The organism is Nonomuraea sp. B5E05 (assembly GCF_039880665.1).
Taxonomy (GTDB): domain Bacteria; phylum Actinomycetota; class Actinomycetes; order Streptosporangiales; family Streptosporangiaceae; genus Nonomuraea.
The window spans coordinates 39,492-50,703 of the sequence record NZ_JBDPMJ010000024.1 but is presented as its reverse complement, the minus strand read 5'-3'; the positions used below and the strand labels follow the sequence as shown (position 1 = coordinate 50,703).

12 protein-coding genes are annotated in these 11,212 nt (G+C 70.0%); 5 read left to right on the top strand and 7 right to left on the bottom strand.

Annotated elements, in window-relative coordinates:
• Positions 1-3: 3 nt before the first annotated feature.
• Positions 4-2,826 carry a BTAD domain-containing putative transcriptional regulator gene (locus tag ABGB01_RS34635; RefSeq protein WP_347777794.1) on the bottom strand — a complete coding sequence of 941 codons (2,823 nt, stop codon included), beginning with the start codon at positions 2,824-2,826 and terminating at the stop codon, positions 4-6.
• 270 nt (positions 2,827-3,096) lie between these two features.
• Here ABGB01_RS34635 and ABGB01_RS34630 point away from each other — a divergent pair, with 270 nt between their 5' ends.
• Positions 3,097-3,306: a hypothetical protein gene (locus ABGB01_RS34630; protein WP_347777793.1), complete on the top strand. Its 210-nt coding sequence runs from the start codon at positions 3,097-3,099 to the stop codon at positions 3,304-3,306.
• A 66-nt stretch (positions 3,307-3,372) separates the two neighbouring features.
• Here ABGB01_RS34630 and ABGB01_RS34625 read toward each other — a convergent pair whose 3' ends face one another.
• Positions 3,373-4,113, bottom strand: a complete 741-nt coding sequence (locus ABGB01_RS34625; RefSeq protein WP_347777792.1) for an rRNA methyltransferase — start codon at positions 4,111-4,113, stop codon at positions 3,373-3,375.
• Entirely contained in the window at positions 4,110-4,958 is an 849-nt protein-coding gene (locus ABGB01_RS34620) for a TrmH family RNA methyltransferase (protein WP_347777791.1), read from the bottom strand. The genes ABGB01_RS34625 and ABGB01_RS34620 overlap by 4 nt, the downstream gene beginning before the upstream one ends.
• Before the next feature lie 84 nt (positions 4,959-5,042).
• Between ABGB01_RS34620 and ABGB01_RS34615 the strand changes: the two genes are divergently transcribed.
• Entirely contained in the window at positions 5,043-5,417 is a 375-nt protein-coding gene (locus ABGB01_RS34615; protein WP_347777790.1) for a hypothetical protein, read from the top strand.
• A gap of 84 nt (positions 5,418-5,501) precedes the next feature.
• Positions 5,502-5,924 carry a hypothetical protein gene (locus ABGB01_RS34610; protein WP_347777789.1) on the top strand — a complete coding sequence of 141 codons (423 nt, stop codon included), beginning with the start codon at positions 5,502-5,504 and terminating at the stop codon, positions 5,922-5,924.
• A gap of 14 nt (positions 5,925-5,938) precedes the next feature.
• On the opposite strand, the gene ABGB01_RS34605 is transcribed toward ABGB01_RS34610, so the two are convergent.
• Both ABGB01_RS34605 and ABGB01_RS34600 read right to left on the bottom strand, forming a co-directional pair.
• Positions 5,939-6,589: an aminoglycoside phosphotransferase family protein gene (locus ABGB01_RS34605; protein ID WP_347777788.1), complete on the bottom strand. Its 651-nt coding sequence runs from the start codon at positions 6,587-6,589 to the stop codon at positions 5,939-5,941.
• A gap of 68 nt (positions 6,590-6,657) precedes the next feature.
• Positions 6,658-7,299, bottom strand: a complete 642-nt coding sequence (locus ABGB01_RS34600; RefSeq protein WP_347777787.1) for a LysE family translocator — start codon at positions 7,297-7,299, stop codon at positions 6,658-6,660.
• A gap of 95 nt (positions 7,300-7,394) precedes the next feature.
• Between ABGB01_RS34600 and ABGB01_RS34595 the strand changes: the two genes are divergently transcribed.
• Both ABGB01_RS34595 and ABGB01_RS34590 read left to right on the top strand, forming a co-directional pair.
• Positions 7,395-8,381, top strand: a complete 987-nt coding sequence (locus tag ABGB01_RS34595; RefSeq protein ID WP_347777786.1) for a neutral zinc metallopeptidase — start codon at positions 7,395-7,397, stop codon at positions 8,379-8,381.
• A 134-nt stretch (positions 8,382-8,515) separates the two neighbouring features.
• On the top strand, positions 8,516-8,812 hold the full coding sequence (locus ABGB01_RS34590) for a type II toxin-antitoxin system VapB family antitoxin (protein ID WP_347622985.1): 297 nt from the start codon (positions 8,516-8,518) through the stop codon (positions 8,810-8,812).
• A gap of 101 nt (positions 8,813-8,913) precedes the next feature.
• On the opposite strand, the gene ABGB01_RS34585 is transcribed toward ABGB01_RS34590, so the two are convergent.
• Both ABGB01_RS34585 and ABGB01_RS34580 read right to left on the bottom strand, forming a co-directional pair.
• Complete coding sequence (locus ABGB01_RS34585) at positions 8,914-10,146, bottom strand: FAD-dependent monooxygenase (RefSeq protein ID WP_347777785.1); 1,233 nt, start codon at positions 10,144-10,146, stop codon at positions 8,914-8,916.
• On the bottom strand, positions 10,143-11,006 hold the full coding sequence (locus tag ABGB01_RS34580) for an SDR family NAD(P)-dependent oxidoreductase (RefSeq protein WP_347777784.1): 864 nt from the start codon (positions 11,004-11,006) through the stop codon (positions 10,143-10,145). The genes ABGB01_RS34585 and ABGB01_RS34580 overlap by 4 nt, the downstream gene beginning before the upstream one ends.
• Positions 11,007-11,212 lie beyond the last annotated feature (206 nt).

Here is an 11,212-nt window from a genome sequence, read left to right as displayed (position 1 = left end):
GTTTCAGAGCATGTTCTTGATCGGCTGGGGCGTTTCCGGCACCTCCTGAGCGAGGATCTCGGTCGCCTCCCGGGGCGTGAGCAGTCGGGCGTCGCGCAGGAGGCGGACGGACTCCTCCCACTGTTCCCGGGCTTCACCGTGCCGTTCAAGGTCGTGCAGAGTGGCGCCGAACCACCATCGCGACACGGCTTCTTTGAGGCGGTATCCCGATTCGCCGAGCAGCCGCACGGCCGTCGTGTAACTTTCGGCCGCCTCGGTCAGCCTGCCGGCATGACGGTAGGCGTCGCCCAGCGAACCGTGCGCGATGCCCGCGTCGGCGAGCGGGCCCACCCCCTGCCGCGGCTCCACCAGCCGGCGTGCTTCCGCGATCGCCTCGTCGAAGCGCCCCTGACGGTAGTAGACGTGCACCCGGTTGTTGCGGATCGTGGCCGTGGCTGCAGGGCGTTCGGCGTCGTCGTTGAGCTCCAGCGCGGACTCCAGATAGCCGAGGGCCTCGTCGAGCCGGCCCACGATCGTGTTGATGACCCCTAGGTTGTTGAGCACTCCCGCCTTCCGCCGAGGCAGGCCGGCACGGTCCCAGTCCTGGAGAGCCGTCTTCAGGTGCGCGATCGCGGCGTCGTAGCGGCCCTGGTCCCGGTAGACCCAGCCGAGAAAGCTGCGGAGCTGCGCCTTGTCCTCCCAAGCGCCGACACGATCGGCCACCTCGATGGCGTGCGCGTAGACCTCGGCCAGTTGCGTGTGCCAGCCCTGGTAGCAGAAGGGCCAGTGGAGGCCGACGGCCAGGCCGATGGCGGTCGCCGGGTCGGGGCCGGCCAGCGCCTGCTGCGCGGCGGCGAGCAGGTTGTCCCGCTCGGCCTGGATCCACCGTCCCGCCTCCGCCAGATCCGCGAAGGAACTGTCGGGCAAGTCCACGGGGCAACGCAGCACGGCGTCACGGTTGAGCATGGTGCCCGCCATCCAGACGGTGGTCAGGTAGTGGTGGAGCGCGCGGCGTACGGCGGTGGTGCGTTCCTCCTCGGGCAGGTCCTGGTGCGCCCGCTCGCGGGCATAGAGACCGACCAGGTCGTGGAACCGGTAGCGGTCGGCGCCGGGCTCGAGGAGCCTGGCGTCCTGTAAGCGTTCCAGAGCGGCTTCGGCGCGGTGGTGGGGCCAGCCGGTCAGGGCGGCGGTGGCGGCGGGGGTGTGAGAGGGCAGGTCGAGCAGGCCGAGCAGGGGCAGCAGGTGGGCGGCATCGTGGCCGGCGGGTTCTTCTCGCAGATGATGATGACTGACCGCGATGCTGGCGCGAATGGCCAGGTCGGCGTACTCCAGCACGTCCAGGCGGCGAGCGGCGTCGGCCAGCCGCCCTTCCAGGTCGGACAGGGTCCAGTCGGGGCGGGCGGCCAGGCGGGCGCCGACGATCCGCAGAGCGAGCGGGAAGCCGCCGCACAGGTGGACGATCCGTTCGGCCGCGTGCGGTTCGGCGTGTACCCGGTCGGGTCCGGCCAGACGGGACAGCAGGGCGACGGCGTCGGCGGCGTTCAGCGCGCCCAGGTGGAGGTGGCGAGCGTTGTCCAAGGTGGCCAGCCCGTCCCGGCACGTGATCAGGACGCGACAACCAGGGCCGGCGGGGATGAGCGGGCGGATCTGGCGGACGTCGCGGGCGTTGTCCAGGATGACCAGCAGGTCGCACGTCGCGGTCAGGGAACGGTAGCGGGCGGCCGCCTCGTCGGGATCGGTGGAGGTCGCGGCGCCGTCCAGGCCCAGGGAGCGCAGCAGATGGCGCAGGGCTTGGGCCGGGGTCAGCGGATCGAGTCCGGGAGTGGATCCGTGCAGGTTGAGGTAGATGACGCCGTCGGTGAACCGGGCAGCCGCGGCGCGGGCGACGTGGACGGCCAGGGCGGATTTGCCGATGCCGCCGGGTCCGTCGATCACGGTGATGGACGGACCGTGGGACGGGCTTCCGTCCGGGCCGAGCGCGGTGCGCAGGCGGTGGATCTCGGCGGCACGCGCGGTGAAGGTGTGGGTGTCCGCGGGCAGTTCGGCCGGGGCGTACGGTCCGCCGACCGTGACCCGCTGTGCCGGGGTGCTCAGGTCGAGGACGGGGTCCTTGACCAGCACGGCCTGGTGCAGACGGCGTAGTTCGGAGCCGGGCTCGAGACCGAGTTCGGAGATCATGAGCCGGCGGGTGTCCTGGTAGACGGCGAGCGCTTCGGATGGGCGGCCGGCACGGTGCAGGGCGAGCATGAGCTGGGCGGCGGGGCGTTCGCGCAGTGGGTGCGCACGCACGTGTACGGCCAATTCGGCGGCCACCGCCTCATGGTCCCCGGCGGCGAGGCGGAGATCGGCGTGGTCCTCCAGGACGGTGAGGTGCTCTTCTTTCAGGCGGGTGGCTTCGATTCGTGCCCAGGGGGCGGTCAGTTCGGCCAGTGGTTCGCCCCGCCACAACCGCAGAGCTTCGCGGAACAGGGCGTCCGCGGCGGCCCCGGCTCCCTGCGACTGGCCGGTGCGGGCGCGTTTGGCCAGGCGCAGGAACAGGTGAGCGTCGATGTGGTCGGGTTCGAGCGCGAGCCGGTAGCCGCCGGGCACGGTCTGGATGATCTCTTCGGCGGTGTGGAGCCCGAGCGCCTGGCGTAGTTTGGAGATCACGATATGGAGTTGTTTGGCCGCGGTCGCCGCGGAGCTGTCTCCCCATATGTCCGTGAGGATGCGCTCGGCGTTCACGGGCTGCCCCGCGTTCAGGGCGAGTCTGGCCAGCACACCGATACGTCGGTGCCCGGCGAGTCGCACCGGTTCGTCAGCGGCCAGAACCTGCCAAGGGCCGAGAAATCTGATCTCCAGCGTCACGAGGAGCGCCACTCTCCTTCAAACGAAGTCGGCAATGTCATGTGAGGAACGAGGCCGTTCGCGCCGATGGTTGATGAAACGCCGGCTACGTGCGGCGTCGTGCTTCGCCTGTGCAGGTATAGACGTGCGGACTTTCAGGCGCCTTTCACGCCGCCAGGCCACCCATCACCCTGGCAAGGATCTCCCACATTTGTCGGGTGTTCACCTGACGCCGTCACCTTCCTTGCGTGCATAGGGTCGGTACTCCAGCCTTACATGGAGGAGTGTGTCGTGATCTCTGCGTCCAACACCATCACCCCTGGTGCGCATCGCGTGGGAGGCCTCGCGAAGCATGCCAGGCTGCTCAAGAAGCTCGCCGTGGTGGCCGCGACGGGTCTTCTCGCGCTCGGCATCGGCGTTGCGACCGCTTCTTCCGCTTCCGCCGGCGGGCCCTCCGGCGAAATCTCCGCCAGCCCGGCCTTGGGCACCCTCCAGAAGTGATTCGCACGGTAGCGCCGACATAGCCGGTGGTAGCAGGAACCGGCCACCGGGAAGATGGCGTGGGGGTCAGGAGACGCCGGAGGTCCGGAACAGAGCGACCGCCCGGGTGCCGATCTTGAAGGATGTTCGGGGACGTGGCCCGTGGTCCACGGGAACCTTGCGGCCTCGTACGGTCACCGCGATCACGCTGCCCCGCGAGAGCACGGCCGACAGAGCGGCGACCATGCCGGTGACTCCTGATGCCGCCCCGGAGCCGTCCCAGTGGGTCTGTTCGCCATAGGGGACGTCGGTGATCACGATGTCGGGCGCACGGTGTCCGAGTGCCGGCCGGAGCTGGTCGGGGTCGAACACGTCGGCTCGGCGCACCGCGTGCGGCACATCCCCTCCGGCGGCATCGAGCTCGGCGGCGAGCCGGTGGGCGGCGTGCGCCGCCGCGCCGTAGGCCGGCTTGTCCAGGCGGACGGAGCGCGCCTCCAGGTCGGCGGCGCGGGCGGCCAGGCCGGCCCGGCTCAGCAGGGCGAGATTGCGTCCGGCCAGGCCCAGCGCTTCGGGGTCGAGGTCGGAGGCCAGCACAGAGGCGATCCGGCTCCGGTGCGACAACGCCAGAACGGTCAGGAGGTAGCCGCTGCCGCAACATGGATCCCAGACCACGGCGGGCCGGTCGCCGCCACGCAGGGCCAGCGCGCGCTGGAAAATCTCGCTGGCCAGCCGGACGGGGAAAGCGGGAAACCCCGCGGCGGAGTGCAGCACCGAGCCGCTGGACAGGTCGCTGTAGTCGGCCCGTACGGTCGCGTGGCGATAGCTCATCGGGGGCGGCTCGCCCCGCGTTGGCGGGCGGCCTCGTACAACGCCACGGTCGCCGCGCTGGCGGCGTTCAGCGAACTGGCCGAACCGGACATCGGGATGCGCGCCATCGTGTCGCACGCCTGCCGCCATCCCGCGCTCAGCCCGGTGGTCTCGTTACCGAAGATCAGCAGGGTGGGGCCGGTCAGGTCCAGGTCGGCGATGTCGAGAGTGCCGTTCTCGTCGGTGCCCACCACCGTCAGTGGCAGCCCCTGGGCGCGTAGCTCCGCGACCCACGCCAGCACCTCCCTGTGCGAGTGGGAGCGCACCACCGGCAGCGCGAGCAGCGAGCCGGTGGATGCTCGCACGGATCGGGGATCGTAGGGGTCGGCGGCGTGGCCGGTGATGATCAGCCCTTTTCCACCGAACGCGTCCAGCGAGCGTGCCATCGTCCCGATGTTGCCGGGGTTGTTCGGCCGGTCGAACACCGCTCCCAAAAAGGACGGCCCCACCTGGATGCGAGACAACTCGTCGTCCGGCAGTTCGGCCACCGCCACCAGCTCGGGTGTGTCCTCGTCCTTGCCGCCCAGCTCCCGCAGCAGCTCGGCGGACATACCCACCCGCCCGCCGCCGGCCACCTTCAGCATCTGCTTCGCCCAGTTCGACAGCGGCCGCTCAGCGTCATAGATGAGCGCACGCACCGGCCAGCCGAACTCGACCGCCAGGCTGATCGGGCGCACCCCCTGGATCAGGAACTCTCCGGCCCGCTGCCGCTTGGCGCGGTTTCCCAGCAGCGCGTGCCACTGCTGGAACCGCGCGTTGGCACGCGTGATGTGCAGCTCCCCCGACACCGATCGTCCCCGGTTCATCACGCTTTACAGAATAGGACCCCAAGCGACGACGAAATCGTCGACGCCGGCTACTGCCCGTACCGCAATGAACCGGACAAGAAGGTGCAGCAGATCGCCGGCCTCGTGTCCGAGCACCAGGCGAACGTGGTGCTGCTCCAGGAGGTCTGCGGTGTCGCCGCCGACAGCCACATGGCGCTGTTGAAGGCGGCCCTCGGCACTGGCTGGTCCTTCGCCCGAGCCGACGGCGCGCGCCCCGACGGCCGCGTCGACTGCCGTGGCTCCCTGTCGGGCAACCTCGGCCTCGGCATCGCGGTCAAGTCGCGGATCACCGACACCGAGGCCGGCACGAGCAGGCGCTTCACCTCCTGCGACGCCGACCAGTCGCTCATGGACCGCACCGCGAACGAGCCGGACAGCGGCCCGGCGAACGGATACTCCGACCACGCGCCCCTGATCGGCTACCTGCCAGGAGCGTGAGGGCGGCGTCGGCCGTGGCCGCGCCGGTGATACGGCTAAGGTGTGCGGATGGGAGAAAGCCGCCCAAAGCCGACACGGTCCGGGATGTCCTGGATCTATCCCGCGATGCTCGTGCTGGGGCTCGCCGACCTGTTCCTGATCGGCGTCCTGCCCGGCGGCCTGAGCATCCACAGCGTGGTCGGGCTGGCGGTGGCCTCGGTTGTCGTCCTGCACCTGGTCGACCAGCGTGGCTGGATCAAGCGTACGGTCCGCCGGCTGCGGTCACGGCGAGGGCTTCGGGGGACGATGCGGCGCGTCGGCATACGGGACGGCCTGCTGCTGGCCGCCGGCATCGCGCTGACCATCACCGGGCTGGTGCAGTGGAGCGGCGTACCGGCCGCCCGGCCGTGGCACAGCACGGCGACCGTGGCCTTTCTGGTCACCGCGGGCGTGCACCTCTGGGGTAACCGGCACAGGCTGGCCCGCCGCGTGAGAGAGACCGGCCGCCTGCTCCGGCCCGGCCGCTGAACTCCCCTGAACGCTCAGCCCGGGCCCGCCTCCCGGACGCGCTTCGCGCAGCCAGGGGCGCCGCTCACCAGATCCGCCCAGGGCGATGGCGGGTTGGACGCGAAGAAGCGCAGAAGGCCCAGGAGCCGGCTGGCCGGCGGCGCGGTCCAGTGGCGCTCGCCTGGCTTCGGTACGGGATCCGCCAGACGGCCGAGGGCCCAGGTGAGGTGAACCCACAACACCCGCGCCTCCCAGGAGCGCACCGAGCTGCCCTCGCCGGCCTCCTGGGAGTATCCGTCGAGCATGGCGGGCACGGCGCTCAGCGGTGTCTTGGCGAACTCGGTCGCCGCGTCGGCCCACTGCGCGTCGCCCCAGTCCACGATGCCCGCCAGTACGGCCCCTCGTTCCGCGGCGAGCAGGTTCTGCGGGGCGATGTCGCCGTGCACCAGCACGATGGGCGGTTCGGCGGGGACGTACGGGCTGAGCGCGTCGAACCACCCGGTGAGCCAGCGGGCAGCGTCGGCGTCGATCCAGCCGTCGGCGCGGAGCCGGTCCACGAGCACCCGCGGATCCCCGGGGCTCCTGTCCCGGGGGACGGCGGACAGGCCGGCTTCTCCGCGCATCCGGTGCAGCTTGGCGAGCTCCCGGCCCACCTGCCGGTCGCGGGTCGGCTCGAAGTCGTCCATGAGCGTGCATGCTGGCAGACCGCCGCTCCGAGGTCTCATCCTTTTCCCGCGCTCCGCGGCCGCGCGGCTCAGGCGGGGGCGAGCGCCTTGGAGCGGTCGGTCGCCATGAGTACGGCGAAGCCGCCGAGCAGGCTGCCCATGATGTAGCGCTGCACGCGCAGCCAGGCCGGGCGGCCGGCCAGGAACGCGGCCAGCGCCCCCGCCGAGATCGCGATCAGGCCGTTGACCGTGGTGGCGACGACGATCTGCACGGAGCCGAGCGCGAGGCTCTGCAGCAGCACGTGGCCCATCGACGGGTCGATGAACTGCGGGAGCAGCGACAGGTACAGGATGGCGATCTTGGGGTTGAGCAGGCACGTCAGCAGGCCCATGCCGAACAGCTTGGCCGGCCGCTCCACCGGGAGGTCACGTGGCTGGAAGGCCGACGTGCCGCCGGGCTTGACGGCGTTCCAGGCCAGCCAGAGCAGGTAGGCGGCGCCGGCCAGCTTGAGCGCGGTGTACGCGGCCGGCACGTACGCGAAAACGGCCGTCAACCCGAGGCACGTCGCCGCCAGATAGACGGTGAAGCCGAGGACGACTCCGCTGAGGGAGATCAGGCCGGCTCTGCGGCCTTGGGTGATCGACCGTGAGATCAAATAGACCATGTTGGGGCCTGGTGTGAGAACCATGCCCAGCGAAACCAGCGCAATCCCGACTATTCCAATCGTCATGTCGGAAGATTATCCGGCATACCCAGAAAAGACACCCTTCGTTGGCCACCCTGCGTATTCGCCGAACTACTGGGGATGACCATCGCGGGGGTGACATGCAATTCGATGACGACGCGCCTCTCGACCCGTCGCAGGTCGAGGACGCACGGGCCACGCGCCCGCGACCACGCGGGGGCGGCATGCCCGGCGGTTGCATGGTGCCCCTCGGCCGGCGCGGCGGTTGCCTGACGCTGGCCCTGGCGGTGGCGGGGCTGCTCCTGTTCGGGATCGTCCCCTCGCCGTTCGGCGGCGACGACGAGAGCGGCCGCCAGAGCGGCGGGCAGGGTGGCGAGCAGGGTGGCGAGCAGCGTGACAGGCAGGCGCCGAGCGACCCTCCGGCCCTCTCGCCGAGCCGCAGCGGCAACCTGGCCGAACGCTGCCGGACCGGCGCCGACGCCGACCAGTCCGAGGACTGCCGCATCGTCGGCACGGTCAACAGCATCCAGTCGTACTGGCGGGGGGAGTTCGGGCGGCAGGGCCAGATGGCGTACCGGCCGGCCAGGACCGTGCTGTTCTCCCGGACGGTCAGCACCGGCTGCGGCGCGGCGAACTCCGCCGTCGGGCCCTTCTACTGCCCGCCCGACCGCAAGGTCTACCTGGATCTGACCTTCTTCGACGCCCTCCAGCGGGACTACGGCGCCGAAGGCGGGCCTTTCGCCCAGGCGTACGTCGTCGCCCACGAGTACGGCCACCACGTACAGAACCTGCTCGGCACCATGGAACGCCTCGGCGGCGCCGGCCTGCCCGGCGCCGCCAGCGCGTCCGTACGCCTGGAACTCCAGGCCGACTGCTACGCGGGCGTCTGGGCGCGCAACGCGGTCAGGACCGGCTTCTACCAGGAGCCCTTCTCTGAGGCCGACATCCACCAGGCACTCAGCGCGGCCGCGGCGGTCGGCGACGACAGCATCCAGCGGCGCTCCCAGGGCAGGGTGAACCCCGACGCCTTCACGCACGGCACCTCGCGGCAGCGCGCGAAATGGTTCAGCAGAGGATATGAGAGCGGCCGACCCCAGCGGTGCGACACCTTCTCCGGGGACATCTGAGCCGAAAAAGCCGATCAAGGAACGCGGGAAACCCCTTTTCCCGCAGGGCCGGGAAAACCCGTATGCGCGGGCTCAGCTGGGCCGACGCACCGCGGATAACGCGAGGATTCGGATTCTCTCATAAAATCAGGGGGGTGATCTTCAAGCTTGTCGGCGACGGACGCCCTTATCCCGAACACGGTTTGACGCCCCGAGAGTGGGCGCAGATCCCGCCACGGCAGGTCCGGCTCGACTCGTTGATCACCACGAAGGCCATGCTGGACCTGCATTCGCTGCTCGCCGCCGACTCCACGTTCTATGGCGATCTCTTCCCGCACGTGGTGCAGTGGCAGGGCGAGCTCTATCTGGAGGACGGCCTGCACCGCGCGTTGCGCACCGCGCTCCACCAACGATCGATCCTGCACGCCAGGGTCCTGGAGCTGCCCGAATGAGCGCCGCCCGCGCTGCGGTGCGCGGGCACGCGTGAGGGCCCCTCCCGGACGGAAGCGGACCAGTCCGGACGGCTCATGCCCCTCCGACCGCGCGGCGGGCGTCAGTTTCGCAGGTCGTCAGGGTAGCTCTTGACGTCGACGTCGTCGTGGACGCCTGTGCTGTTCACCCGCTTCGAGAGAATGCGACCCACAGGGGCGGGCAGGCCACCGATCAGGCGTAGGGCCTGCGCGCCCGCCCACACCTGGGCCCGGGTACCGGGAATGACCTGCTTGACCATCCGAGCGGCGTAGTCCCGTGCCTTTCCGACGTAACCGGCCATTGCTCGCTCGTAGGCAGGGAAGGCCGCAGTGTGGTCGCCGCCGGCCGCGGCTAACTCCCCGGCGAGCACATACGCCCCGATCACCGCCATGCTGGTGCTGGCACCGACCGCCGGCCCCGGGCAGTATGCGGCGTCGCCGACCAGGCTCACCCTGCCTCGCGACCAGGTGTCCATCCGCAGCTGCGTGATCTCGTCGAAGTAGAAGGCGGGGGCGTGGTCCAGCTCGGCGAGCAGCCGGGGTGCCTCCCAGCCGATCCCGGCGAAGTGCTCGCGCAGCAGCTCCTTCTGCCGCGCGGTGTCGCGGTAGTGGTAGTCGAGGCGGCCGGGGCTGCGGAACATGAAGATCACGCGCGCCTCGTCCAGATGTCGCGGGCTGTAGAGGGCCAGCATGCGCCCCGGGTCGGCCAGCGTGATCATCTCGGCGGAAAGCGAGAGGCGGTCGGGAACGGTGGCCACCGCCACGTAGCCGCCGAGGTGATGGGCGAAGCGGCGTTCCTCGCCGAAGGCCATGCCGCGGACGTTGGAGTGCAGGCCGTCAGCGCCGATCACGAGGCCGAAGGAGCGGGGAGAGCCGCGCTCGAAGGTGACCTGCACCTCATCGCAGCCCTCGTCGATGGAGGTGATGGAGTCGCCGAAGACGTATTCGACGTCGTCACGGGTAGCCTCGTAAAGGATCTCGCTCAGGTCGTCGCGCATGATCTCGACGTGCCCATCGGTGGCCACGCCCAGGGTTCTGTGGTGGTCGAGGCGGATCGGCTGGGCATCCCCCATGAGGAACGTCACGCGTTCGGTGCCGACCTCGCTATCCAGGACCGCCTGTCGCAGTCCCATGCGTTCGATGATCCGCAAGGAGGGGCGGAATAGGTCCACGGCGTGCCCTCCGGTCTTGCGGAGAGTGGGGGCCCGCTCGACCACGGTGGGAGAGAAGCCGTGCCGGTTCAGCCAGTATGCGAGCACGGGGCCGGCCACGCTGGCCCCGGAAATCAGGATGCGCATCGCGTCGCCTCCACTCATCCGGACAGGATCGCGGACTTGATCGCGTCCTCGAAGGCGGCGGCGATTCGGCGGTCGCGTTCGGTCTCCGGTGGCATTGCTTCCAGCAGCACCCGGGTGCGTTGCTCGATCGGGTCGGCCAGCATTCGGTCGGTGTGGACATAAAACCTGTTCTCCCGAACCGCCTGGAAGACCTGCTCGCCGACCACGTCCGGCGGCAGCCCGAAACGCTCGAAGAGCGCGTCGCGTGCCTCGTTGGCGGGCAGCGCACCACCGGGATCGAGTTTGGCGCTGTTGGCCATGACGTTGGTACGCACGAAACCGGGGCAGGCGACGCTCACCCCGATGCCGCGTTCGGTGAGCTCCCTGTGTTGCCGCAATGATTCCGACAGTCCGACGACGGCGAATTTGGAGGCGACGTAGGCGATCTTGTCGCTGGCGACGAGCCCCGCACCGGAGGCGACGTTGACGATGTGGGCCGGCCCGCCGCGGCTGAGCATCCGGGGCAGGAACGTCTGCAGGCCGTTGACCGTGCCGCCCAGGTTGACGCCGAGGACGTGGTCCCACACCTGGTAGGTCAGCGCGGACGGGGGCGTGGCGGCGGCGACCCCCGCGTTGTTGCATAGCACGGTGACCGGCCCGAACCGCTCTTCGACGGCGTCAGCGATTCGGGCGAAGGCGTCACGGTCGCGGACGTCCAGTGTGTGCGTGCTCACGTTGCCCAGGATGGACAACTCCTCCTCGGCGGCCCGGAGCTGGTCACGATCGACGTCGGCCAGCGCGATGCGGGCGCCGGCCCGGGCGAAGGCGCGGGCGATGCCGAGCCCGATGCCCTGTGCCCCTCCGGTGATGAAGACGGTGGCATCCGCGTAGTTGTCCATGATCATCTCTCTTTACTACAGCTACTGCATCTGTATGGCCACATAACAACATAAGCTACTGTATCCGGTAAGGCGGCCAAATCGCTGGGATCATGGACGGTTGAAGGGGCGCGACGGCTGCCCGACGAGGCTGGACAGGCACATCTTCCCGAACGGGCGTGCGACAGCTGCTCGGCCTGGCCCGGCGAGCATGTGTCTGCGGTGCC

Excerpts from the sequence above, each read along its gene's own strand:
- ABGB01_RS34580 (WP_347777784.1), bottom strand. The coding sequence starts at position 11,006 with ATGGACAACTACGCGGATGCCACCGTCTTCATCACCGGAGGGGCACAG.
- ABGB01_RS34595 (WP_347777786.1), top strand. The coding sequence starts at position 7,395 with ATGCAATTCGATGACGACGCGCCTCTCGACCCGTCGCAGGTCGAGGAC.
- ABGB01_RS34605 (WP_347777788.1), bottom strand. The coding sequence starts at position 6,589 with ATGGACGACTTCGAGCCGACCCGCGACCGGCAGGTGGGCCGGGAGCTC.
- ABGB01_RS34585 (WP_347777785.1), bottom strand. The coding sequence starts at position 10,146 with ATGAGTGGAGGCGACGCGATGCGCATCCTGATTTCCGGGGCCAGCGTG.
- ABGB01_RS34610 (WP_347777789.1), top strand. The coding sequence starts at position 5,502 with ATGTCCTGGATCTATCCCGCGATGCTCGTGCTGGGGCTCGCCGACCTG.
- ABGB01_RS34600 (WP_347777787.1), bottom strand. The coding sequence starts at position 7,299 with ATGACGATTGGAATAGTCGGGATTGCGCTGGTTTCGCTGGGCATGGTT.
- ABGB01_RS34620 (WP_347777791.1), bottom strand. The coding sequence starts at position 4,958 with ATGAACCGGGGACGATCGGTGTCGGGGGAGCTGCACATCACGCGTGCC.
- ABGB01_RS34625 (WP_347777792.1), bottom strand. The coding sequence starts at position 4,113 with ATGAGCTATCGCCACGCGACCGTACGGGCCGACTACAGCGACCTGTCC.